Here is a 23,252-nt window from a genome sequence, read left to right as displayed (position 1 = left end):
GGTCGGAACCGGTCCGGGGCCGCCGCGGGGCCCTGCTCAGCGGCCCGAGGGGGCCAGATCGTCCGGGAACAGCCGCAGCCGGTGCGCCAGTGCGGCCGCCTCGCCCCGGCCGCCGACCGCGAGCTTGCCGAGGATGTTGGAGACGTGCACGCTCGCGGTCTTCGGAGAGATGTACAGCTCCTCGGCGATCTGCCGGTTGGTCCAGCCGCGCGCGAGCAGGCGGAGCACGTCCCGCTCACGGGGGGTGAGGTTGAAGGAGTCCCCGGCGGCCTGGGCCGGCACCGCGGCCGTCCGCTCGGCCGGGGCGAGGCTCAGCCCGGCCCGCTCGGCCAGCGCGGCGATCTGCCCGCCGAGCAGCCGGTCGTCCCGGACGGCCGCCAGTTCGGCCGCCTCGCGCAGCAGTTCGGCGCCGGCCTCGCGCCGGCCGGCCTGCACCTCGGCTTCGCCGGCCCGCAGCAGGGCCTGAGCCAGCGGGTACGGCAGGCCGGTCGGCCGCAGCGCCTCGACCGCGGCGGCCCAGACCTCCGGAGTGTCCGCCCCCTCGGCGCGGGCCAGTTCGGCCTCCAGCAGCCGGGCCCAGCCGTGGTGCAGCGGGGCCCGGGGACGCAGCTCGGCGGCGGCCGCCGCGATCGCGGCTAGCGCCCCCGGCCGGCCCGCCCCGGCCTGCGGCAGGCCCCGGCTGTCCGCCTCCACCGTCGCGGCCTCGGCCAGCAGCGGGTAGACGTCGGACTCGTGACCGAGCCGGCCGTCCTCCTCCAGCACGGCGAGCGCTTCGGCCCGGGCCTCCAGCGGCCGGCCGCCGAGCGCCGCGAGCCGCACCGCCAGCCGGCTGATCGGCACGCTGTGCTGGACCTGGCCGACCCGGTTGGCCGCCCGGGCCTGCGCCAGCATGGTCCCCGCGGCGGCCAGGTCCCCCTTGAGCAGGGCGAGTTCGCCGCGCATCCGGTCCAGGAACTCGGCGTGGGTGCCGGTCGGGCTGGCCGCCTCGTAGCCGGCCAGCACCTCGGCGGCCTCCCGGACCCGCCCGAGGTCGGTCAGCGCCTCGACCAGGTTGCCGGTCAGGATGGCGCCGATGTTGCGCAGCAGGCCGTTGCCGTCCGCGAACTCCAGTCCCTCCCGGGCCAGTCGGACCGCGTCCTCGGGGTGTCCCAGTCCGCGCTGCATGCTGGCCAGGTTGTTGATGCCGCGCAGCAGCAGGTCGGGCACGCCCAGCCGGCGGGCCCGTTCGACCGCCCCGGCGAGCTCGGCGAGCCCGCCCTCGGCGTCGCCCTGCACGTCGTAGCGCAGGCCGCCGAGGGTCATCCGGGCGTGCACCTCGACCGAGTGGGCGCCCACCTCCTCGGCGATCCGGATCGCCCGCTCGGCCAGCTCGATCGCCTCCGCGGTCGGCTTCTTGAGCATCGCCGTCCCGGCGCCGAGCGCGAGCACCTCGGCCTGGACCGCGGTCGGCGGCAGGTGCTCCACCAGCCGCAGCGCGTTCGCGATCTCCTCCTCGTCGCCGGAGCGGCGCAGGCTGCCCAGCATCCGGGCCCGGTTGATCCGGAACCAGGCCGCGCGCACCGGGTGCTCCGCCTCGTCGACCAGCCGCAGCCCGCGCTTGGCCAGGCTCAGGCCGCGCTCCCGGTCGCCGCAGCGCCTTGCCGCGACCACCGCCTCGGCCAGCACGTCGACCAGCTGGATCCGGTCGCAGTCCTCGTCCGCGGCGCTGTGGTCGCAGGAGCCCGGCGGGTAGGTCTCGGCCCAGTCGTACGGGCGCAGGGTGTGTGCCAGCACCTCCTCGGAGACCAGGTCCCACAGCTCCAGGGCCCGTTCCAGCATCCCGAGCTGCTCGGCGAAGGCGTTGCGGCGGCGGGCCGCGCGGGCGGCGTCCAGGGCCGTCGGCAGGGCGCGGGCCGGATCGTGCGCGTGGTACCAGTAGTTGGCCAGCCGGGCGGCCAGCGCGTCGCCCGGGACGAGCTGCGGCTGGGCCTCCACGACGAGCGCGAACTTGCGGTTGATCCGGTGCCGTTCGCCGGGCAGCAGGTCGTCCGAGACCGCCTCGCGGACCAGCGCGTGGCGGAACCGGTAGCCCTCGCCCTCGCTGTCCGGGCGCAGGATGTTGGCGCCGACGGCCGCCCGTAGCGCCTCGATCAGCGCCTCCTCGTCGTCGTCCAGGACGGCGGCGAGCAGGGCGTGTTCGACGTGCGAGCCGCCCTCGGCGGCGATCCGCACCACCCGCTGGGCCTCCTCGTCCAGGCCCTCGACCCGCACCAGCAGGATGTCCCGCAGCGAGTCGGTCAGCCCGGCTCCGCAGCCGTCCTCGAAGGCGGTGGCCAGCTCCTCGACGAAGAACGGGTTCCCCTCCGAGCGGCGGTGGATGCGGTCCACCAGCTGGCGGTCGGGGACGGTGGTGCCGAGAATGCCGGCCAGCTGGGCGGCCACCTCCCGGCGGTCGAACCGCGCCAGCTCCAGCCGCTGGACGATGCGCAGCCGTTCGAGCTCGGCGAGGAAGGGGCGCAGCGGGTGCCGGCGGTGCAGGTCGTCGGTGCGGTAGGTGGCGACCAGCAGCACCCGGGACCGGTGCAGGGTGCGCACCAGGAAGGCGAGCAGCTCGCGGGTGGAGCGGTCGGACCAGTGCAGGTCCTCGACGGCGAGGACGAGGGTACGCTCCGCGCCGAGCCGCTCGAACAGCCTCGCGGTGTGCTCGAACAGCCGGGCCCGGCTGTACTCGTCGTTGGGTTCGCCGTCCACCTCGCCGAACTCGGAGAGCAGCAGGGCGAGGTGGCTCTCGCTGCCGGCCGCGGCGGCCTCCAGTTCGGGGCCCAGCGAGCGGTGCAGCCGGCGCAGCGCGGCGGCCAGCGGCGCGTACGGCAGGCCCTCGGCGCCGACCTCCAGACAACTGCCGAGCGAGGTGACCGCCCCGCGGGCGGCCGCCCGCTCCAGGAACTCCTCCAGCAGCCGGGTCTTGCCGACCCCCGCCTCCCCGCCGATCAGGATGGCCTGCGGGCTGCCGGTGCCGGCGCGGCGCAGCGCGTCGGTCAGCTCGGTGATCTCGCTGCCGCGGCCGACGAAGACGGGGCTGACCGATGTCTGCTGCATGGAGGCGAGCATGCCATAGCCGGTGGGGCCCGGCCGAGGGGTTATCTCCCCTGGCGAACGGCCCGAAGGGCCCGAATGCCCGGAGGGGGAGACGCTGGTGAGCGTCTCCCCCTCCGGAGCTCCTTCGGCACCGCCGTGGTGCCGCACCGTCAGCATTCGGGCCGACGCACGGGGCGCCGCTGGAAGCGGGCGGCCACCGGACGCTGCCGCAGTCGGCGGGCCTCCTTGGCCTCGCGCACCAGGCGCTCGTGCTCGGCGCGGGCCACGAGCTCGTGGGCCTGTTGCTGGAAGGTCTGGTACTCGATCATTTCCGGTTCCCCCTCGGGTTTTCCACTCCGTCTTGCTGACAGGTAAGAGCTTCCTCCGCCAGTGGGGGGTACCGCATCGGGAGCGTGCCGCATCTTCCGGGGCCCGGATGCCTTAGATCGGTCTCCAAAAACGGTTTAAGGCCCCGTCCCACCCAGATACATAGGTGAGACGGGGCCTTAGGCCTTACTTAGGGGGCCTTAGATGCCTTAGATGCCTTAGGAAGGCAGGGTCGACAGCCTAGGTCGCACCCAGCTTCCCCGGGCTGCGCCTACTGTCCCTCCACGGCGAGCCGCTCCAGGATCAGGTCCTTCACGCGGGCGGCGTCGGCCTGGCCGCGGGTGGCCTTCATGACCGCGCCGACGAGCGCGCCCACGGCCTGGACCTTGCCGTCGCGGATCTTGGCGGCGATCGCCTCGTTCTCGGCGATGGCCTGGTCGACCGCGGCACCCAGCGCGGAGTCGTCCGAGACCACGGCCAGGCCGCGCTTCTCGACGATCTCGTCCGGCTCGCCCTCGCCGGCCAGCACGCCCTCGATGACCTGGCGGGCCAGCTTGTCGTTGAGCTTGCCCTCGGCGACCAGCGCGGCGACCCGGGCGACCTGCGCCGGGGTGATCGGCTGCTCGCTCAGCTCGGTGCCGGTCTCGTTGGCGCGACGGGCCAGCTCGCCCATCCACCACTTGCGGGCCTGGTCGGCCGGGGCACCGGCCGCGATGGTCTCCTGGATCGGCCCCACCGCACCGGCGTTGAGCACCGACTGCATGTCCTTGTCGGACAGGCCCCACTCCGCCTGCAACCGGGCACGGCGCACCCGCGGCAGCTCGGGCAGAGCGGCGCGCAGCTCCTCGACCCACTCGCGGGTGGGGGCCACCGGCACCAGGTCCGGCTCGGGGAAGTAGCGGTAGTCCTCGGCGTTGTCCTTGATCCGGCCCGAGGTGGTGGAGCCGTCCTCCTCGTGGAAGTGGCGGGTCTCCTGGACGATGGTGCCGCCGTCGGTCAGCACCGTGGCGTGCCGCCGGACCTCGAACCGGGCCGCCCGCTCCACGCTGCGCAGCGAGTTGACGTTCTTGGTCTCCGAGCGGGTGCCGAAGGTCTCGGTGCCGTTCGGGCGCAGCGACAGGTTGACGTCGCAGCGCATCTGGCCCTTGTCCATCCGGGCCTCGGAGACACCGAGCGAACGGATCACCTCGCGCAGCTCGGCGACGTACGCCTTGGCGACCTCGGGGGCGCGCTCGCCGGCGCCGACGATCGGCTTGGTGACGATCTCGATCAGCGGGATGCCGGCCCGGTTGTAGTCGAGCAGCGAGTGGGTGGCGCCGTGGATGCGACCGGTGGCCCCGCCGACGTGGCTGGACTTGCCGGTGTCCTCCTCCATGTGGGCGCGCTCGATCTCCACCCGGAAGGTCGAGCCGTCCTCCAGCTGCACGTCGAGGTAGCCGTTGAAGGCGATCGGCTCGTCGTACTGCGAGGTCTGGAAGTTCTTGGGCATGTCCGGGTAGAAGTAGTTCTTCCGCGCGAACCGGCACCACTCGGCGATCTCGCAGTTCAGCGCCAGGCCGATCTTGACGGCCGACTCCACGCCGACCGCGTTGACCACCGGCAGCGAACCCGGCAGGCCCAGGCAGGTCGGGCAGGTCTGGCTGTTCGGCTCGGCACCCAGCTCGGTCGAGCAACCGCAGAACATCTTGGTCTTGGTGCCCAGCTCGACGTGGACCTCAAGGCCCATCACCGGGTCGTACGACGCGAGAGCGTCCTCGTAGGAGACCAGGTTCATGACGCTCACAGCGTCCCTTCTCACTTGAAGCTTGGGAGGTACGGGCCCGGCCACCGCGTCGCGCGGGGCCGGGCCAGGGCACTTGACTCAGCCCAGCAGCACGTCGTCGGAGCCCAGCCGGCGCAGCTCGCGCACCAACAGGGCGGTGCCGGTGACCAGCGCGGCGGCGCCGACCAGGGCGTTGACCAGCTTGAGGGTGTCGCTCTCCTCGCGGGCCTTGCGGACGTCCTTGGCCACGGAGATCGCACCGAACGCGCTGGTGCCGATGGACAGCCACAGACCGGGCTTGGAGTGCTTGAAGCCCTTCAGGGAGCCGGAGCCCTTGGTCTTCTCGATCTTGCTCACAGTGCCGGTGCCTCCTCCAGCAGGGTGTGCCCCCACTTGTCGTTGAGTGCGGCCTCGACGGCGCCGCCCACGCGGTACAGGCGGTCGTCCGCCATCGCGGGTGCGATGATCTGGAGGCCGACCGGGAGATTGTCCTCCGGGGCCAGGCCGACCGGCAGCGACATGGCCGCGTTGCCCGCCAGGTTCGACGGAATCGTGCACAGGTCGGCCAGGTACATCGCCATCGGGTCGTCGGCGCGCTCGCCGATCGGGAAGGCGGTGGTCGGCGTGGTCGGCGAGACCAGGACGTCCACGCCAGCGAAGGCCGCGTCGAAGTCGCGCGAGATGAGCGTGCGGACCTTCTGGGCCGAGCCGTAGTAGGCGTCGTAGTAGCCCGAGGACAGCGCGTAGGTGCCCAGGATGATGCGGCGCTTGACCTCGTCGCCGAAGCCGGCCTCGCGGGTCAGCGCGGTGACCTCCTCGGCCGAGCGCGAGCCGTCGTCGCCGACCCGCAGGCCGTAGCGCATCGCGTCGAAGCGGGCCAGGTTGGAGGAGCACTCCGACGGCGCGATCAGGTAGTACGCCGGCAGCGCCAGGGTGAAGGACGGGCAGGAGACCTCGACGACCTCGGCGCCCAGCTCGCGCAGCAGCTCCACCGACTCGTTGAAGCGCTGCATCACGCCGGCCTGGTAGCCCTCGCCGGCGAACTCCTTGACGACGCCGATCCGCATGCCGCGGATGTCGCGCATCCGCGCGGCCTCGACCACGGCCGGCACCGGCGCGTCGATCGAGGTGGAGTCCAGCGGGTCGTGCCCGGCGATGGCCTCGTGCAGCAGGGCCGCGTCCAGCACGGTGCGGGCGCACGGGCCGCCCTGGTCCAGGCTGCTGGAGAACGCGACCAGGCCGTAGCGGGACACCGAGCCGTAGGTCGGCTTGACGCCGACGGTGCCGGTGACGGCGCCGGGCTGGCGGATCGAGCCGCCGGTGTCGGTGCCGATCGCCAGCGGGGCCTCGAAGGCGGCCAGCGCGGCGGCCGAACCGCCGCCGGAGCCGCCGGGGATGCGGGAGAGGTCCCACGGGTTGCCGGTCACGCCGTACGCGGAGTTCTCGGTGGAGGAGCCCATGGCGAACTCGTCCATGTTGGTCTTGCCGAGGATGACCACGCCGGCGTCCTTGAGACGGCTGGTCAGCGTGGCGTCGTAGGGCGGGATCCAGCCCTCGAGCATCTTCGAGCCACAGGTGGTCGGGATGCCCTTGGTGGTGAAGACGTCCTTGAGCGCGAGCGGGACGCCGGCCAGCGGGCCCAGCTCCTCGCCCTTGGCGCGCTTCTCGTCGACGGCCCTGGCCGCGGCCAGCGCGCCCTCGGTGTCGACGTGCAGGAAGGCGTTGACCTTCTTGTCGACGGCGTCGATGCGGTCCAGGTGGGCCTGCGCGACCTCTACGGCGGACACCTCGCCCTTGGCGATGGCGCCCGCGGTCTCGGCGGCGGTGTAGCGAATCAGCTCGGTCATCTCGGTCAGTCCTCCCCGAGGATCTGCGGCACACGGAAACGCTGCTCCTCGGCGGCGGGGGCGCCGGACAGCGCCTGCTCCGGGGTGAGCGACGGCCGGACCTCGTCCGCACGCATGACGTTGGTCAGCGGCAGCGGGTGGGAGGTCGGCGGGACGTCCTGTCCGGCGACCTCGGAAACGCGGGCGACCGCGCCGATGATCACGTCGAGCTGCTCGGCGAAGTGGTCCAGCTCTTCGGGCTTCAGCTCAAGACGCGACAGCCGGGCGAGGTGGGCGACCTCCTCGCGCGTGATGCCAGGCATGCAGCGATCCTCAGGGTGAGTTCTGGTGAGACCCGGCTGTGCCTTGCGGGCGGTGCCGGGCCCGGGCAGGAGCAGCCGGTTCCGGCGCTCCGTCCTCGTGGTCTTTGGACCCCATCCTATGGGGCCCGTCCCCCGCCCCGGCCAACGAGTGAGCCGCGGCGCCCGTCACCGGCCCTCCCCGGGGCCGGACCGCGACCTCCGGCGGGCTACTGCGGCCGGGTGCGGGCCCAGCCCTGCGGTTTGATCTCCCGGTGCGCGGCCTGCACCACCTGGGCCACCGGCGGCAGCGTGGGCGGGATGACCGGTGGCCGGACCGGCGGGAGTGTCGGCGGCAGCACCGGCGGCCTGGCCGGCGGGGCGATCGGCTTGGCGTTCGGGACCGACGGGAAGCCCGCGGGCAGCTGGGGCGGCAGGCCGAGCCGCTCCACCGGCGGGGCGCCGGTGCGGTGCACCCGCAGCCAGGCGGTGGCCTGCTCGGCCGGCAGCGCGGCCGACACCAGCCAGCCCTGGACGGCGTCCACGCCCATGCAGTGCAGCCGCTCCCAGGTCTCGTCGTCCTCGACGCCCTCGGCGACCACGGTCAGGCCCAGCGAGTGGGCGAGCTCCACCGAGCAGCGGACCACCGCCGCGTCGTGGTCGTCGGCGACCATCCGGGAGACGAAGGAACGGTCGATCTTCAGCTCGCCGACCGGCAGGCTGCGCAGCCGCACCAGCGAGGAGTGCCCGGTGCCGAAGTCGTCCAGGGACATCCCGACGCCGTAGCCGCGCAGCTCGGCCAGGGTGTCGGCGGCCCGCCGGGAGTCGTCCAGCAGCAGCCGCTCGGTGATCTCCAGCTGGAGCGCGTGGGCCGGCACCTGGTGGCGCACGAGGTGGCCGGCGACCCGCTGGGCGAAGCCGGGGTTGAGCACGTCGCGCGGCGAGACGTTGACCGCGACCTGCACCTGGAGGCCCTGGTCGCGCCAGTACGCGAGCTGGCCGACGGCCGCCTCCAGCACGTAGTCGGTGAGCCGGGGCATCAGGCCGCTGGACTCGGCGAGCCCGACGAACTCGTCCGGCGGCACCTTCCCCTGGCCGGGGCGCTCCCAGCGCAGCAGCGCCTCCAGGCCGACCACCCGGCCGTCGAAGGCCACCTTCGGCTGGTAGTGCAGCTGCACCTCGCCGGTCTCCAGTGCCCTGCGCAGGTCCCCCAGCAGCCCGATCCGGTACGGCGTGTCGGCGTCCTGGGTCTCGTCGTACTGGGCGACGCCGCAGTGTCCGCGCTGGGCGTGGCCCATCGCGACGTCGGCCCGGCGCAGCAGGGCCTCCGCGTCCTGGGCGTGCTGCGGGTAGACGCAGACGCCGCCGCTGGCCTCCAGGACGAGCAGCAGCCCGTCCAGCCGGATCGGGGCGGCCAGTTCGGCGATCAGCGCCTTGGCGACCCGCTCCAGGCTGTCCGGGCAGTTGATACCGGGCAGCAGGACGGCGAACTCGTCGCCGCCCATCCGGGCCACCATCGGGCGGCCCCGGCGGTAGTGCCGGGGCAGGCCGGCGAAGACGTCGTCGATGGACTCCCGGGTGGCGCTGCCGGCCGGTCCGCCGGAACGCAGGGCCCGGTGCAGCCGGCGGGCGATGTGAACCAGCAGCCGGTCACCGGCCGTATGACCTAGTGTGTCGTTGAGTGATCGGAAGCGATCGAGATCGAGCAGGATGAGACCGACGCTGTAGCCCTGACCACACTCCGCGATCGCCTCCTGGGCGGCCAGCAGCAGGGCCTGACGGTTGGGCAGATCCGTCAGCGGGTCGGTCAGCTGATCGCGGGCGCGGTCCCGGGCGATCCGCCAGGCCGCCACCAGCACCGCCAGGGGCACGGCGAACAGCGGCAGCAACTCGGGTTCGTACCGGTAGACCAGGACGGCCAGCGGGATGAGCGGCGCGGCTCCGGCCAGCAGCACGCCGAGCAGCAGGACCGCACCCGCCACCCCCTGCGGCGGGCGTGTGGGCGCACCGCCGGTCGTACGATCCATAAGCCCTGTCCTCCGTCGGGCCCGCCCCGTCGGGCCGCCTTACGGTGAGGCACCGTGCCGGTACCGACAGCTGCCGGGCATGGAGCGACCCCGCGGAACACCGGCCCAGCCGGTGCCCCCACCCCTGCTGACACTCTGTTGCGCTCCAGGGTATGCCGGGGTCCACCCGGTGGGCAGACTTTCGGACAACCGGAAACGCGCCACCGCTCTCGGGTGCCGCACAGTGACACAATGCCCGCTTTCACTGTGCGGCACCCGGTGACGTTGCATCAGGACGATAACAACACCGATCCGGTCACCGACCGCTCGGGTCCGCTCCGGGTCAGTCCTCGACGGGCTCCTTCTTCGCTTCCCCGGCCTCCTCCGGCTCCGGAAGCCCCAGGTGGGCACGGGCGGCGGACGGACCGTCGGCGAGCAGGACGGCGAACCCGGCGTCGTCCAGGACCGGCAGGCCCAGCTGAACAGCCTTGTCGTACTTGGACCCAGGGTTGTCACCAGCAACCACAAAATCGGTCTTTTTCGAAACCGAACCGGTCACTTTCGCTCCGCGCGAGGTCAGCGCCTCCTTGGCACCGTCCCGGGTGTGGCCGGCCAGGGTGCCGGTCACCACCACGGTCAGGCCCTCCAGCGGGCGCTCCGCCTCCTCCTCGTCCGCGAACTCCTCGGTGAAGCGGACGCCGTCCGCCTCCCAGTTCCGGAGGATCTCCCGGTGCCACTCCTCCGCGTACCACTCCCGGATCGAGCGGGCGATGGTCGGGCCGACCCCCTCGACGGCCGCCAGCTGCTCCTCGCTCGCCTCGAAGATCTTCGTCAGATCGCGGAACTCCCGGGCCAGCGCCTGCGCGGCGACCGGACCGACGTGCCGGATCGACAGCCCGTTGACGAACCGCCACAGCGGCCGCCCCTTCGCCGCGCCCAGGTTGTCGATCAGGGCCTGGAGCGACTTCTTCGGCTCGCCCTTGGTGGTGGCGAAGAAGAAGACCTCCTTCTCCTTGCCCGTCCTGTCGTCCAGCTTCGGCATGCCGGTCTTCGGGTCCCGGACCAGCACCTTGATCGGCAGCAGCTTCTCCCGCGTCAGCCGGAAGATGTCGGCCTCGTTCCGCACCGGCGCCTCGGCCGGCTCCAGCGGCTGGGTCAGCGCGGTGGCCGCGACGTAGCCCAGCCCCTCCACGTCCAGGCACTGCCGCCCGCCGAGGAAGGCGATCCGCTCCCGGATCTGGGCCGGGCAGCGCTCCGCGTTCGGGCAGCGCAGGTCGATGTCGCCCTCGGCCATCGGCCGCAGCTCGCTGTCGCACTCCGGACAGTGCGAGGGCATCACGAAGGCCTGCTCGGTGCCGTCCCGCAGGTCGTAGACCGGGCCGAGGATCTCCGGGATGACGTCGCCGGCCTTGCGCAGCACGATCGTGTCGCCGAGCAGCACGTCCTTGGCCTTGACGACCTCCTGGTTGTGCAGCGTCGCGTACTGCACCATCGAGCCGGCCACCTTCACCGGCTCGGCCAGCACCGCGTACGGGGTGGCCCGGCCGGTGCGGCCGATTCCGACCTTGATCTCGGCCAGCTTCCCGGTGACCTCCTCCGGCGGGTACTTCCAGGCGATCGCCCAGCGCGGGGACTTGGAGGTGGCGCCGAGCCGGCCCTGCAGGGCGATCTCGTCCACCTTCACCACGACGCCGTCGATCTCGTGCTCGACCGAGTGCCGCTGCTCGCCGAAGTGCGCGATGAAGGCCCGCACCTCGGCGAGCGTCCTCACCACCTGGTTGTGACGGGCGGTGGGCAGGCCCCAGTCGTGCAGCAGCCGGTAGGCGTGCGACTGGTTGTCGATGTCGAAGCCCACCCGGGCGCCGATGCCGTGCACCACCATGTGCAGCGGGCGGGAGGCGGTGACGTGCGGGTCCTTCTGGCGCAGCGAACCGGCGGCGGCGTTGCGGGGGTTCATGAACAGCCGGATCAGCGCCCGGGGCCGCTTGCCCTCCTTGGCGCGCTCCTCGTTCTCCTGCCGGCGGCGCTCGTTCTCCTCCGCGAAGGAGGCGTTGAGCGCGTCGAACTCCTCGGTCGGGAAGTAGACCTCGCCGCGGATCTCCACCAGCTCCGGGATGTTCTCGCCCTTGAGCCGGTGCGGGATCTCCTTGATGGTGCGGACGTTGGGGGTGATGTCCTCGCCGACCCGGCCGTCGCCGCGCGTCGCCGCCTGCACCAACTGGCCGTTCTCGTAGGTGAGGTTGACGGCCAGGCCGTCCACCTTGAGCTCGCACAGGTAGTGGTAGTCGATGCCCTGCAGCTCGGTGGCGACCCGCTCGGCCCAGGCGGACAGCTCCTCGTCGTCCATCGCGTTGTCCAGGCTGAGCAGCCGCTCGCGGTGCTCGACCTCGGCGAACAGCCCGGTGGCCGCGCCGCCGACCTTCTGGCTCGGCGAGTCCGGGGTGACCAGGGCCGGGTGCTCGGCCTCGATCCCCTCCAGCTCCCGCATCAGCGCGTCGAACTCGGCGTCGCTGACGACCGGCGCGTCCTGCTCGTAGTACCGGGCCCGGTGGTCGGTGATCTCCTGCGCCAGCTCGGCGTGCCGCCCGCGCACCTCCGCCGGGACGTCCTCCCAGCCCTCGACAGCCGTCACCGCAAGCCCTCCTGCATTCTCATTCCGGGTTGTCCACCAGGCTCTGTGCCGCCCGCGCCGCGGACGACAGCGCCCTGCGCGCGTACGCCGGGGAGGCCCCGGCCAGCCCGCAGGTCGGTGTCACCAGCACGTGGCGGCCCAGCAGCTCCGGGGCGAACCCGAGCCTGCGCCACAAGGTCCTGACACCCTGGACACTACCGGCAGGGTCGGACACCGCCTGGTCAGTGGCGGGGACGACACCGGCGAGGATCGTCGTGCCGCCCTCCACGGCCTCGCCGAGGTCGTCGTCCTGGCGCTCGGTGAGGAGCGAGAAGTCGAGGGAGATCCCGGCCACCCCGGCGCGGCGCAGCAGCGGGACCGGGACGTCCGGCGCACAGCTGTGCACCACCACGGGCGCGTCGAGGTTCCGGATCACCTCGCGCAGCACCTCCTCGGCGACCTGCCGGTCGACGGCGCGCAGCCGCTGGAAACCGCTGGCGGTCTTCACCGACCCGGCCAGGACGGCGGGCAGCGAGGGCTCGTCCAGCTGCAGCACGACCTCGGCGCCGGGCACCCGCCTGCGGACGTCCGCGAGGTGGCGGCGCAGGCCCTCGGTGAGCGAGCCGGCGATGTCGCGGCACGCGCCGGGGTCGGCGAGCGCCTTCTCGCCGTGCTTGAGCTCGATGCTCGCCGCCAGCGTCCAGGGGCCGACGGCCTGGACCTTGAGCGCGCCCTGGTGGCCCTGGGTGAACTCCTCCAGCGCGTCCAGGTCCTCGCCGAGCCAGGAGTGGGCGCGCCGGGTGTCCCGGCCCGGACGGTCGGTGAAGCGCCAGCCGCTCGGCTCGGTCTGCGCGAACAGTTCGACCAGCAGGCCGGCGCCGCGCCCGATCATGTCGGCGCCCGGCCCGCGGGCGGGCAGCTCGGGCAGGAACGGCAGGTGCTCCAGTGCCCCGGTGGAGGTCTTGGCGGCCTCCCGGGCGTCGGTGCCGGGCAGCGAACCGACGCCGGTGGCGGCGCCGCGCAGGTCGGGGAAGGTGTGTGGGGTGCTCACCCGCCCGAGCCTACTCAGCCGGACGGCCCCGGGGCCGGGCGCGGGGCCCGGCACCGGGGCCGTCGGGCACGCGGAGGCCGTCGGGCACGCGGGGCCGTGTCGACATCCGGTCCGCGCACGGAAAGTCGGACCGGCCGGCTTCCCGTGCGGCGCGCTACCGCCCGGGGCGGACGGTGATGTCGGTGATCTCCGCGTCCCGGGAGGCGTCGAGAGCGGCGAGGACCGCCCTGGCGACGGACGCGGGCTCGATCCAGCGGCCGGCGTCGTACTCCTTGCCCTCCTGCTGGTGCACCTTCACCTGCATCGCGGTGGCGGTGCGGCCAGGGTAGACGGAGGTGACCCGGACGCCGTTGGCGTGCTCCTCCTGGCGCAGTGCGTCGGCGAGCGCCTTGAGGCCGTGCTTGCTGGCCGCGTACGCCGACCACTCGGCGTGGGCGTTGAGGCCCGCGCCGGAGTTCACGAAGAGCACATGGCCCTTGACCAGCCGGATCGACGGCAGCAGCAGGCGGGTCAGCTCGGCGGGGGCGACGAGGTTGACGTTCAGCGTCTCCTGCCAGGCCTTGGGGGTCAGGTCGCCGACCGGGCCGAGCTCGACCGTGCCCGCGACGTGCAGGAGGGAGTCCAGCTCGACCGGCAGCTGCTGATGGCCGAAGGCCCAGGACAGCTTGCCCGGATCACCGAGGTCCCCGACGAGGGTGCGGGCCCCGAGGAAGCGCTCGCGCAGTTCGGCGGCCCGACGGGCGTCGCGGGCCAGCAGCCAGAGCTCGTCCCCGCGCTCGGCGAGTCGCTCGGCGAGTACGGCGCCGATGCCGGAGCCGGCGCCAGTGATCAGATGTGCAGCCATGGTCGTGATCCAATCAGGCCTTGAGCTGGGCGAAAACCTCGGCGGGCGTGTCCGCGAAGGTGATCAGCTCGGTGAGCGGGCGCGGCAGGAAGCCCTCGGCGTCCATCCGCTCCATCTGGGTGCGCAGGCCCGTGTAGAAGCCCTCGGTGTCCAGGACCACCACCGGCTTGTCGAACATCCCGTGCTTCTTGAGCTCCAGCACCTCGGTGACCTCGTCCAGGGTGCCCAGCCCGCCCACCAGCACGACGATCGCGTCCGCCCGCGAGGCCAGCTCGGCCTTGCGCTCCGGCAGGTCGGCCGTCCACACCAGCTCGTCGGCGCCGACGTACGCCTTGTGCCGCAGCATCTCGACCATCACGCCGACGAGCTTGCCGCCCGCCGCCTTCACCTCGTCGGCGAGCAGCCCCATCAGCCCGGCGTTCGAGCCGCCCCACACCAGCGTGTGCCCGCCCTCCCCCAGGAGCCGGGCGAACTCCGCGGCGGGGGCGGAGTAGCGGTCGTCGAGCGAGTACGCGGAGCAGAAGACAGAGATATTCATAGTGTCGTCTGGTCTATCACGCCCCCGCGGCAGGACTTCACCGAGGATTCCTCGCCGGGCGCGGGGCGGGCTCAGGCGGTGACGGCCGGGCGCTCGGTGGTGGCGATGGTGGCGGAGCCGACGACACGGGTGCCGTCGTAGATGACCACGGCCTGGCCGGGGGCGATGCCCCGCACCGGGGTGTCCAGTTCCACCCGCAGCTCGCCGTCGACGACCGAGGCGCTCACCGGCACCTCCTCGCCGTGGGCGCGCAGCTGGGCGGTGTAGCGGCCGTCCGCCAGGGGCTCGGTGCCGCACCAGCGGGGGCGGATGGCGGTCAGCCCGGTCACGTCGAGGCCCTCGACCGGGCCGACCGTGACGGTGTTGTTCACCGGGGAGATGTCCAGCACGTAGCGCGGCTTGCCGTCGGCCGCCGGGCGGCCGATCCGCAGGCCCTTGCGCTGGCCGATGGTGAAGCCGTACGCGCCGTCGTGCTCGCCGAGCTTGGTGCCGTCGACGTCGAGGATGTCGCCGGTGGCGGTGCCGAGGTGCTGGGCCAGGAAGCCCTGGGTGTCGCCGTCGGCGATGAAGCAGATGTCGTGGCTGTCGGGCTTCTTGGCGACGGCCAGGCCGCGGCGCTCGGCCTCGGCCCGGATCTCCTCCTTGGTGGTGTCACCGAGCGGGAAGAGCGAGTGGGCGAGCTGGTCGGCGTCGAGCACGCCGAGGACGTAGGACTGGTCCTTGGCGCCGTCCACGGCCCGGTGCAGCTCGCGCGAGCCGTCCGGCAGGTCGACGATCCGGGCGTAGTGGCCGGTGCAGACGGCGTCGAAGCCGAGCGCGATCGCCTTGTCCAGCAGCGCCGCGAACTTGATCTTCTCGTTGCAGCGCAGGCACGGGTTGGGCGTGCGCCCGGCCGCGTACTCGGCGACGAAGTCGTCGATGACGTCCTCGCGGAAGCGCTCGGCGAGGTCCCAGACGTAGAAGGGGATGCCGATCACGTCGGCCGCCCGCCAGGCGTCCCGGGAGTCCTCGATGGTGCAGCAGCCGCGCGCGCCGGTCCGGAAGGACTGCGGGTTGGCGGAGAGCGCCAGGTGGACGCCGGTCACCTCGTGCCCCGCTTCGACGGCACGGGCGGCGGCGACGGCGGAGTCGACTCCGCCGGACATCGCCGCGAGCACGCGCAGACGGCCGGTGGACGGAGTGGTCGGGGCACCCGGGAAGTCAGTCATGGTGGGTACAAGCCTACGGGGCCGCCGGACATGCCCACCGCGCGGAGCAACTACCGCCGCACCGACGCCAGCCCCGCGTTGCGCGCCCGCTCGACGACCGGCCCGATGGCCTTCCCCAGCGCCGTGACGTCCTCCGGCACCGAGGTGTGCCCGAGCGAGAACCGCAGTGAGGCGCGCGCCAACAGCGGGTCGACGCCCATCGCGAGCAGCACATGGCTGGGCTGCGGCACCCCGGCCGAGCAGGCGGAGCCCGTCGAGCACTCGATGCCCTGGGCGTCCAGCAGCATCAGCAGCGCGTCGCCCTCGCAGCCGGGGAAGGAGAAGTGCGCGTTGGCGGGCAGCCGGCCCTCGGCCGACGGGTCGCCGTTGAGGATCGCGTCCGGTACGGCGGCCAGCACCGACGCCACCAGTTCGTCCCGCAGCGCGCCGAGCGTGACCGCGTGCTCGGCCCGCCGCTCGACGGCGAGCGCAGCGGCGGCCGCGAAGCCGGCCGAACCGGGGGCGTCGAGGGTGCCGGAGCGTACGTCGCGTTCCTGCCCGCCGCCGTGCAGCAGCGGTACGGGCGCGGCGCCCCGGGAGAGCAGCAGGGCACCGATGCCGAACGGGCCGCCGATCTTGTGCCCGGTGACGGTGAGCGCGGTGAGGCCGGAATCGGCGAAGGAGACCGGGACCTGACCGAGCGCCTGCACGGCGTCGGCGTGCACCGGGATGCCGTACTCGGCCGCCACGGCGGTCAGTTCGCGCACCGGCTGGACGGTGCCGACCTCGTTGTTGGCCCACATCACGGTGACCAGCGCCACCGACGCCGGGTCGCGTTCGATCGCCGACCGCAGCGCCTCGGGGTGCACCCGGCCGTACCCGTCCACCGGCAGGTACTCGACCTCGGCGCCCTCGTGCTCGGAGAGCCAGTGCACCGCGTCCAGCACCGCGTGGTGCTCGACCGGGCTGCACAGCACCCGGGTGCGGGCCGGGTCGGCGTCCCGGCGGGCCCAGTACAGGCCCTTGACCGCCAGGTTGTCGGATTCGGTGCCGCCGCCGGTGAGCACGATCTCGCTGGGGCGGGCGCCCAGCGACTCGGCCAGCGATTCCCGGGACTCCTCGACCACCCGGCGGGCCCGGCGGCCGGCCGCGTGCAGAGCCGAGGCGTTGCCGACCACCCCCAGGTGCGCCGTCATCGCGGCGATCGCCTCGGGCAGCATCGGCGTGGTCGCCGCATGGTCCAGGTATGGCATAACCATCCGATTGTAGAGCGCGGCCCCGCAGGGGGTTCCGGGCCGGGGCGGTTCCAGCCACGCACGGCCCGCACCGGCCGGCACCGGCCGGCACCGGCCCGGACGCACCGCGGACGAACGACGGGCGCGCCGCACCGCGGACGCACCACTGCCGGACGGCCGCGTCCGGCAGTGGTTTGTACCACTGAGCCACCCAGCGGTTAGCCTGACGCCATCAGTCAGCCGGATCCACGGGAAACGCCATGTCGCAGTCGGTCGACCGCGCGCTGACCCTGCTCGACGCACTCGGCGACGCGCCGCTCTCGCTGGAGCAGGCCGCCAGCAGCCTCGGGGTGCACAAGTCCACCGCCCTGCGGCTGCTGCGCACCCTGGAGGAGCACGGCTTCGCCCGCCGCCAGCCGGACCTGCGCTACCGGCTGGGCGGCCGGGTGCTCTCGCTGGCCCACCGCGCGCTGGAGGACTTCGACGTCCGGCAGGTCGCCGCGCCGTACCTGGCCGCGCTCAACGCCCGCTGCGGCTACACCGTCCGGCTGGCCGTGCTGCACGACGGCGAGGTGCTCTACCTGGACGAGGTGGCCGGGTTGCCGGGCGCCGAGCCGTCCCGGATCGGGCGCCGGGCCCCGGTGGACGGGACGGCGGTCGGCCGGGTGCTGCTCGCCGGGCTGTCGGCGGACGGCGTCCCCGAGGAGCCCGAGCTGGCGGCGGTGCGCCGCCGGGGCTGGGCGGCCGAGTCCTGCGAGCATCGGGAGCCGGTGACCTGCGTGGCCGCGCCGGTCGCGGGCAGCGGCGGACGGACGGTCGCGGCCTGCGCGCTGAGCGCCCCGGCGAGCGAGGTGCCGCCCGGCGAACTGGCCCGGATGGTGCCGGAACTGCTCTGCACGGCCGAGGCGATCTCGCTCGCGTACGGCGGCTCGCCTACTCCTCGCTGGTGCGAGAACCGTTGCGGTGCCAGGCCCGCGGGGCACGCCAGCCGTACTTCAGCGCGAGCATCCGCAGCCCGAAGGCGGTGAGCGCGGCCGCGGTTCCGGTGATGCCGGTGAGGCGGTCCGCGCCGATCAGCAGCGCGACCAGGGTGGCGCCGACCAGGGCCGGGACGGCGTAGATCTCCCGGTCCCAGCGCAGCAGCGAGGGGATCTCCCCGGCCAGCACGTCCCGGATCACGCCGCCGCCGGCCGCGGTCACCATGCCGAGTGCGATCGCCGCGACCGCGCCGAGCCCGAAGTCGTGGGCCTTGGCGGTGCCGGTCACGCAGAACAGCCCGAGCCCGAGCGCGTCCAGGGTCTGCACGGCCCGGTTGATCCGCTCGACCTCCGGGTGCAGGAAGAACACCACCAGCGCGGCGCCCAGCGGGGTCACGAAGTAGCCGAGGTTGGTGAACGCGGCGACCGGGGTGGCGCCGATCACCAGGTCGCGCATCACGCCACCGCCGAGGGCGGTGACCTCGGCCAGCACACAGATCCCGAAGATGTCCATGTTCTTGCGGACGGCGAGCAGGCCCCCGGAGAGGGCGAAGACGAAGATGCCGACGAGGTCCAGCGACTGCTGCACGTCGGTCGGGAAGAGCTGGGATGTCACCGTCCATGTGTACCCGATTCGCGCGGATGTTCCGGCGAACGTCCGTGCTCCGGATACGAACGCACCGCCGGAACGGCGGCGAACCCCTTGCGCACCGTGGGGCCGAACCCGTTCGGCTAGCCTCCGCCTGTGAAGCTCGCGAAGCCCGGGTCGGCCCCGAAGCCGCCGCCGGAGCCGTCGAAGTCGTCGGAGCCGCCGAAGCCGTCGAAGTCGCCCACGCCGACCCGGTCGTCGAAGCCGCCCGGGTCGCCGGGCTCCCCCGCCTCCGCCCGGCTCGGCTGGCTCGACGCGCTGCGCGGCATCGCCGCCCTCGCCGTCGCCATGCACCACTTCGGGCTGCTCGGCAAGATCCCGCACGCGGGCGGGGTGCCGCGCCACCTGGACCTCGGCTTCTTCGGCGTGATGCTGTTCTTCCTGGTCAGCGGGTACATCATCCCGGCCTCGCTGGAACGCCGGGGCGACGTCCGGGCGTTCTGGACGGGACGGCTCTTCCGCATCTACCCCGCGGTGGCCGTCACGGTGGTGGCGAGTCTGCTGGTGCTGCCCCGCAGCGGCCAGATCGTCCAGAGCTTCCCCTTCGACCACCCGGTGCTGTCGCTCGCCGCCAACGGCCTGCTGCTGCAGGACCTGCTGGGGGTGCCCAGCACCATCGGGGTGATGTGGTCGCTCACCTACGAGATGATCTTCTACTACTTCGTGTGCGCCCTGTTCGTGCGGGGGTGGCACCGGCACAGCGCGCCGATCGCGGTCGGCTTCGCGTCCGTCGCCCTGGTGCTCGGCACCTGGCTGCCGATCGGCGGGATCTCGGTGGACCTGGCGGCCACCAGGCACCTGGTGGCCGCGGCCGGGATCGTGGTGCTGATGGCGGCGGCCTGCATCGCCACCGCCCGCCCGGACCTGACCCGTTGGGGCGCGCTGCTGCTCGGCGGCCTGGGCCTGGTCCTGATCACGGTGAACAACCGGACCACCGGCTTCGAGACCATGCTGATCTTCGCGACCATGTTCGCCGGCACCGTGCTGTACCGGCTGGAGCACGGCCTGCTCGACCGGCTTCCGGCCCTGCTCTGCTGCGGCTTCGTGATCGTCACCGGCGTCACGGTCGGCTACCTGTACAACCGCGACACGGCGCTCTGGCACACCTGGACGCCCTCGTGGGAGTCCTTCTCCTCCGCCTACCTGGCCGCCTGGGCGCTGTTCGCGGCCGCCATGCTGCTGCGCCGCCGCCGCTTCCCGCGCTGGCTCGGCGGGCTCGGCACGATCAGCTTCTCGGTCTACCTGCTGCACGGCCCGCTGATGTACTTCCTCGGCTGGAAGCTGCGGGACTACCCGCCGATCGTCGGGCCGAAGGGGCAGGCCGCGCTCACCCTCGGCTACCTGGGGGCGGTCGTGGTGCTCTCCTGGCTGTCGTACCGGCTGGTCGAGATCCCGTTCCAGAACCTGGGCCGCAGGGCGGTCCGGGCGCTGGACCGCCGCTTCCCGGCCCCCGCCCCGACGCCGCTCGCCGCGGCCGCCCCGGGTCCGCGCGTGCCGGAGCCGGAACCGAAGCCGGCCGCCGGCGTCTGAGGCGCGGACCGCCAAGCGCCCGCCGGTCCCCGTCAGTCGGGGGGCGGGCGGCCTCCTGCGTACGTGCGAGGGCCTCAGGCCGTGGCGCCGGCCGGTGCCTTCTCCGGAGCGTTCTCCGGGAAGTGGCAGGCCACCTGGTGCCCGGTCGCCAGCACCGTCAGCGGCGGCTCCTGGCTCGCGCACACGTCCTGCGCCTTCCAGCACCGGGTGCGGAAGCGGCAGCCGCTGGGCGGGTTGATCGGCGAGGGGACGTCGCCCTTGAGCAGGATGCGCTCGCGGCCCGCGCGCTGGCGGCGGCGCGGGTCGGGGACGGGCACGGCGGACATCAGCGCGTTGGTGTACGGGTGCATCGGGCTGCGGTAGAGCGAGTCCCGGTCGGCGATCTCCACGATCTTGCCGAGGTACATCACCGCGACCCGGTCCGAGACGTGCCGGACCACCGAGAGGTCGTGCGCGATGATCAGGTAGGTCAGCCCGAGTTCCTGCTGGAGGTCGTCCAGCAGGTTGACCACCTGCGCCTGGATCGAGACGTCCAGCGCGGAGACCGGCTCGTCCGCGACGATCATCTTCGGCTTCAGCGCGAGCGCCCGGGCGATGCCGATGCGCTGGCGCTGGCCGCCGGAGAACTCGTGCGGGTAGCGGTTGTAGTGCTCGGGGCTGAGCCCGCACAGTTCCAGCAGTTCCTGGACGGCCTTCTTGAGCCCGCCCTCCGGCACCGCGTTCTGGAGCTTGAAGGGCGCGCCGACGATGGTGCCGACGGTGTGCCGGGGGTTCAGCGAGGAGTACGGGTCCTGGAAGATCATCTGGATGTCGCGGCGCAGCGGCCGCATCGCCCCGACGCCCAGGTGGGTGATGTCGGTGCCCTCGAACTCGATGGTCCCGCCGGTCGGTTCGTCGAGCCGGGTGACCAGTCGGCCCATGGTCGACTTGCCGCAGCCGGACTCGCCCACGACGCCCAGGGTCTCGCCGGCGTTGACCGTGAAGTCGATGCCGTCGACGGCCCGCACCGCGCCGGTCTGGCGCCGCAGCAGCCCGCCGCGGATCGGGAAGTGCCGGGTCAGGCCGGCCACCTTCAGCAGCGGCTCGCGGCCGGGGGCGGGTGCCGGCGACGGAATCGTGGCCGCCTGAGTGTCCGTCATCGGTTCTCTCCAGAAAGGTGGTACGAGGCCGGGCTCACAGCCGGGGCGCGATCTCTTCGGCGAAGATGCGGTGCCGCTCGTCGGCCGCCAGGTGGCAGGCCGCGAAGTGCCCGGGCGCGGCCTCGGCCAGCACCGGGAGCTCGCCGGTGGAGCGCCCGCCGGTCAGGGCGGCGTACGGGCAGCGCGGGTGGAAGGCGCAGCCGGACGGCACGTTGATCAGGCTGGGCGGGGTGCCCTTGACCGGCACCAGCCGGTCCTGGAGTTCCCGGTCCAGCCGCGGCATCGACCCCAGCAGGCCCCAGGTGTAGGGGTGTTCGGGCGCGTCGAAGAGGGTCTCGGCCGGGCCGCGCTCGACGCACTTGCCGCCGTACATGACCAGGATGTCGTCGGCCAGCTCGGCGACCACCCCGAGGTCGTGGGTGATGATGATGACGGCGGAGCCGAACTCCCCCTGGAGGTCGCGGATGAGGTCCAGGATCTGCGCCTGGACGGTGACGTCCAGGGCGGTGGTGGGCTCGTCGGCGATCAGCAGCGAGGGGTCGTTGACCAGCGCCATGGCGATCATGGCGCGCTGGCGCATGCCGCCGGAGAACTGGTGCGGGTAGTCGTCCACCCGGCGGTCGGGCTGCGGGATGCCGACCCGGTCGAGCATCTCGATCGCCCGGGCCCTGGCCTGCTTCTTGGAGGCCTGGGGGTGGTGCACCCGGTACGCCTCGACGATCTGCTGCCCCACCGTGTAGTAGGGGTGCATCGCGGTCAGCGGGTCCTGGAAGATCATCGCCATGTCCCGGCCGCGCAGTTGGCGCACCCGGTCCGGGCCGGCCGCGATCAGGTCCTCGCCGTTCAGCCGGATCTCGCCGCTGATCCGGGCCCGCTTGGAGCGGTGCAGGCCCATGATGCCCAGCGAGGTGACGGACTTGCCGGAGCCGGACTCGCCGACGATGCCGAGGGTGCGCCCCTTGTGGAGGTCGAAGCTGACCCCGTCCACCGAGCGGACCAGGCCGTCGTCGGTGTCGAAGTGGATCCGCAGGTCGCGGACCGAGAGGAAGGGGTCGCCGGACGGGGTCTGCGCGGCGTCCGCCGGGGACTTCTGGAGGTCGGTCACGAGAGCCTCACCCGGGGGTCGACGAGCGCGTACAGGAGGTCGACCACGAGGTTGCAGGCGACGATGAAGAAGGCGGCGAGCAGGGTGACGCCGAGGATCTTGGGCAGGTCGTTGTCGGAGATCGCCTGGACGGCGAACTGGCCGACGCCCTGGAGCGAGAAGACCTGCTCGGTGATCAGCGCGCCGCCGAGCAGCAGCCCGAGGTCCATGCCGAAGATCGTGACGATCGGGGTGAGCGCGGCGCGCAGCCCGTGCCGGGTGACGACCTTGCGCTCGACCAGGCCCTTGGCCCGGGCGGTGCGGATGTAGTCCTCGCTCATGGTCTCCAGCATTCCGGCGCGGGTGAGCCGGGCGTAGAGCGCGGAGTAGAGGAAGGCCAGCGAGATCCAGGGCAGGATCAGGTTGCGGGCCCACATCAGCGGGTTGTCGGTGAGGTTCACGTACTGCAGGTTGTCCAGGATCGGCCACTCGTAGCTGAACAGCGTGAGCAGCAGCGCGCCGGTGAAGAAGACCGGCAGCGAGACGCCGGCGAGCGCGACGCCCATGGAGAGCCGGTCGAAGATCGAGCGCGGCTTGAGCGCGGAGACGACGCCGGTGGCGACGCCGGAGACCAGCCAGAGCACCGCCGCACCGGCGGCGAGCGACATGGTGACCGGGATCCGCTTGGTCAGCTCGGGCCAGACCTCCAGGTGGTTCTTGAAGGAGTAGCCGAAACAGGGCACGTGACAGGTGGCCGGTTCCGGGCCGAACGTGTACTCGGCGCCGCTGACCAGCCCCTTGAGGAAGTGCCAGTACTGGGTGTACAGCGGCTGGTCGAAGCCGAGGTTCTGCTTGACCGCGGCGATCGCCTCGGGCGACGGGTTCTTCCCGATGTACTGGGCGGCCAGTTGGTCGGCCGTCTCTCCGGCGAGTCGCGGGAGCAGGAAGAAGATCGCGAAGGTGACCACGCTGACGACCAGCAGCAAAATCGCCGCCGCGATGATCCTGCGGATGATGTAGGCAAACACAGTTGGGCGGCTCCGGCGGCCCCCCCCCCGCCGGGGCACTAGCGCCGGCGGCCGGGGCCCCCGCCAAAACCAAGCCTAAGGGGTTCGGAGCCACGCGCGTAC

Annotated in this window: 19 protein-coding genes; 2 read left to right on the top strand and 17 right to left on the bottom strand. The window is 72.9% G+C overall.

The features are described 5' to 3' along the window. Positions 1–36: 36 nt before the first annotated feature. The 13 genes from ACWGJO_RS35135 to ACWGJO_RS35075 all read right to left on the bottom strand — a co-directional run bounded on the left by ACWGJO_RS35135 (position 37) and on the right by ACWGJO_RS35075 (position 16,761). Complete coding sequence (locus ACWGJO_RS35135; protein ID WP_452189797.1) at positions 37–3,078, bottom strand: helix-turn-helix transcriptional regulator; 3,042 nt, start codon at positions 3,076–3,078, stop codon at positions 37–39. Positions 3,079–3,227: 149 nt separating this feature from the next. After that, positions 3,228–3,386 (bottom strand): hypothetical protein, encoded by a 159-nt coding sequence (locus ACWGJO_RS35130; protein ID WP_158077676.1) that lies wholly within the window; start codon positions 3,384–3,386, stop codon positions 3,228–3,230. A gap of 269 nt (positions 3,387–3,655) precedes the next feature. Continuing rightward, on the bottom strand, positions 3,656–5,167 hold the full coding sequence (gene gatB / locus ACWGJO_RS35125; RefSeq protein ID WP_452189796.1) for an Asp-tRNA(Asn)/Glu-tRNA(Gln) amidotransferase subunit GatB: 1,512 nt from the start codon (positions 5,165–5,167) through the stop codon (positions 3,656–3,658). A 78-nt stretch (positions 5,168–5,245) separates the two neighbouring features. Then, entirely contained in the window at positions 5,246–5,503 is a 258-nt protein-coding gene (locus ACWGJO_RS35120; protein ID WP_359901541.1) for a hypothetical protein, read from the bottom strand. Beyond that, positions 5,500–6,993, bottom strand: coding sequence for an Asp-tRNA(Asn)/Glu-tRNA(Gln) amidotransferase subunit GatA (gene gatA / locus ACWGJO_RS35115; protein WP_452189795.1), 1,494 nt, complete (start codon positions 6,991–6,993; stop codon positions 5,500–5,502). Before gatA ends, ACWGJO_RS35120 begins: the two co-directional genes overlap by 4 nt. Positions 6,994–6,998: 5 nt before the next feature. Next, positions 6,999–7,295, bottom strand: a complete 297-nt coding sequence (gene gatC / locus ACWGJO_RS35110) for an Asp-tRNA(Asn)/Glu-tRNA(Gln) amidotransferase subunit GatC (RefSeq protein WP_030057414.1) — start codon at positions 7,293–7,295, stop codon at positions 6,999–7,001. Positions 7,296–7,501: 206 nt separating this feature from the next. Continuing rightward, on the bottom strand, positions 7,502–9,298 hold the full coding sequence (locus ACWGJO_RS35105) for a putative bifunctional diguanylate cyclase/phosphodiesterase (RefSeq protein ID WP_359901535.1): 1,797 nt from the start codon (positions 9,296–9,298) through the stop codon (positions 7,502–7,504). Between the two features lie 322 nt (positions 9,299–9,620). Next, positions 9,621–11,909 carry an NAD-dependent DNA ligase LigA gene (ligA, locus tag ACWGJO_RS35100; protein WP_452189794.1) on the bottom strand — a complete coding sequence of 763 codons (2,289 nt, stop codon included), beginning with the start codon at positions 11,907–11,909 and terminating at the stop codon, positions 9,621–9,623. Between the two features lie 19 nt (positions 11,910–11,928). Next, entirely contained in the window at positions 11,929–12,939 is a 1,011-nt protein-coding gene (locus tag ACWGJO_RS35095; RefSeq protein ID WP_452189793.1) for a methionine synthase, read from the bottom strand. Positions 12,940–13,093: 154 nt separating this feature from the next. Beyond that, a complete protein-coding gene (locus ACWGJO_RS35090; RefSeq protein ID WP_452189792.1) occupies positions 13,094–13,783 on the bottom strand; it encodes an SDR family oxidoreductase in 690 nt (229 codons plus the stop codon). Between the two features lie 13 nt (positions 13,784–13,796). Then, entirely contained in the window at positions 13,797–14,321 is a 525-nt protein-coding gene (locus ACWGJO_RS35085; protein WP_452189791.1) for an LOG family protein, read from the bottom strand. A 71-nt stretch (positions 14,322–14,392) separates the two neighbouring features. Continuing rightward, complete coding sequence (gene mnmA / locus ACWGJO_RS35080) at positions 14,393–15,529, bottom strand: tRNA 2-thiouridine(34) synthase MnmA (RefSeq protein ID WP_401046172.1); 1,137 nt, start codon at positions 15,527–15,529, stop codon at positions 14,393–14,395. Between the two features lie 50 nt (positions 15,530–15,579). Further along, the gene (locus tag ACWGJO_RS35075) at positions 15,580–16,761 is read right to left on the bottom strand and encodes a cysteine desulfurase family protein (RefSeq protein ID WP_452189790.1); all 1,182 of its coding nucleotides are present in this window, start codon (positions 16,759–16,761) and stop codon (positions 15,580–15,582) included. 242 nt (positions 16,762–17,003) lie between these two features. Here ACWGJO_RS35075 and ACWGJO_RS35070 point away from each other — a divergent pair, with 242 nt between their 5' ends. Then, positions 17,004–17,771, top strand: a complete 768-nt coding sequence (locus tag ACWGJO_RS35070; RefSeq protein WP_359901515.1) for an IclR family transcriptional regulator — start codon at positions 17,004–17,006, stop codon at positions 17,769–17,771. Here the strand turns inward: ACWGJO_RS35070 and ACWGJO_RS35065 are convergent. Then, complete coding sequence (locus tag ACWGJO_RS35065) at positions 17,677–18,336, bottom strand: trimeric intracellular cation channel family protein (RefSeq protein ID WP_359901512.1); 660 nt, start codon at positions 18,334–18,336, stop codon at positions 17,677–17,679. The genes ACWGJO_RS35070 and ACWGJO_RS35065 overlap by 95 nt on opposite strands. A 129-nt stretch (positions 18,337–18,465) precedes the next feature. On the opposite strand from ACWGJO_RS35065, the gene ACWGJO_RS35060 reads away from it, so the two are divergent. Then, entirely contained in the window at positions 18,466–19,899 is a 1,434-nt protein-coding gene (locus ACWGJO_RS35060; protein ID WP_452189789.1) for an acyltransferase family protein, read from the top strand. Between the two features lie 74 nt (positions 19,900–19,973). On the opposite strand, the gene ACWGJO_RS35055 is transcribed toward ACWGJO_RS35060, so the two are convergent. From ACWGJO_RS35055 to ACWGJO_RS35045, 3 genes are read right to left on the bottom strand one after another with little or no spacing between them, the layout of a single operon-like run. After that, on the bottom strand, positions 19,974–21,038 hold the full coding sequence (locus ACWGJO_RS35055; protein WP_452189788.1) for an ABC transporter ATP-binding protein: 1,065 nt from the start codon (positions 21,036–21,038) through the stop codon (positions 19,974–19,976). 34 nt (positions 21,039–21,072) lie between these two features. Continuing rightward, positions 21,073–22,143, bottom strand: a complete 1,071-nt coding sequence (locus ACWGJO_RS35050) for an ABC transporter ATP-binding protein (protein ID WP_452189787.1) — start codon at positions 22,141–22,143, stop codon at positions 21,073–21,075. Beyond that, positions 22,140–23,150, bottom strand: coding sequence for an ABC transporter permease (locus ACWGJO_RS35045; protein WP_380359380.1), 1,011 nt, complete (start codon positions 23,148–23,150; stop codon positions 22,140–22,142). Before ACWGJO_RS35045 ends, ACWGJO_RS35050 begins: the two co-directional genes overlap by 4 nt. Positions 23,151–23,252: the final 102 nt, after the last annotated feature.

It is taken from the genome of Kitasatospora sp. NPDC054795 (assembly GCF_053611565.1).
This window is presented reverse-complemented; position numbering and strand designations above follow the sequence as displayed.

Coding starts and splice junctions, on each gene's coding strand:
- ACWGJO_RS35090 (WP_452189792.1), bottom strand. CDS start 13,783: ATGGCTGCACATCTGATCACTGGCGCCGGCTCCGGCATCGGCGCCGTA.
- ACWGJO_RS35055 (WP_452189788.1), bottom strand. CDS start 21,038: ATGACGGACACTCAGGCGGCCACGATTCCGTCGCCGGCACCCGCCCCC.
- gatC (WP_030057414.1), bottom strand. CDS start 7,295: ATGCCTGGCATCACGCGCGAGGAGGTCGCCCACCTCGCCCGGCTGTCG.
- ACWGJO_RS35135 (WP_452189797.1), bottom strand. CDS start 3,078: ATGCAGCAGACATCGGTCAGCCCCGTCTTCGTCGGCCGCGGCAGCGAG.
- ACWGJO_RS35075 (WP_452189790.1), bottom strand. CDS start 16,761: ATGCCATACCTGGACCATGCGGCGACCACGCCGATGCTGCCCGAGGCG.
- ACWGJO_RS35070 (WP_359901515.1), top strand. CDS start 17,004: ATGTCGCAGTCGGTCGACCGCGCGCTGACCCTGCTCGACGCACTCGGC.
- ACWGJO_RS35130 (WP_158077676.1), bottom strand. CDS start 3,386: ATGATCGAGTACCAGACCTTCCAGCAACAGGCCCACGAGCTCGTGGCC.
- ACWGJO_RS35085 (WP_452189791.1), bottom strand. CDS start 14,321: ATGAATATCTCTGTCTTCTGCTCCGCGTACTCGCTCGACGACCGCTAC.
- mnmA (WP_401046172.1), bottom strand. CDS start 15,529: ATGACTGACTTCCCGGGTGCCCCGACCACTCCGTCCACCGGCCGTCTG.
- ACWGJO_RS35105 (WP_359901535.1), bottom strand. CDS start 9,298: ATGGATCGTACGACCGGCGGTGCGCCCACACGCCCGCCGCAGGGGGTG.
- gatA (WP_452189795.1), bottom strand. CDS start 6,993: ATGACCGAGCTGATTCGCTACACCGCCGCCGAGACCGCGGGCGCCATC.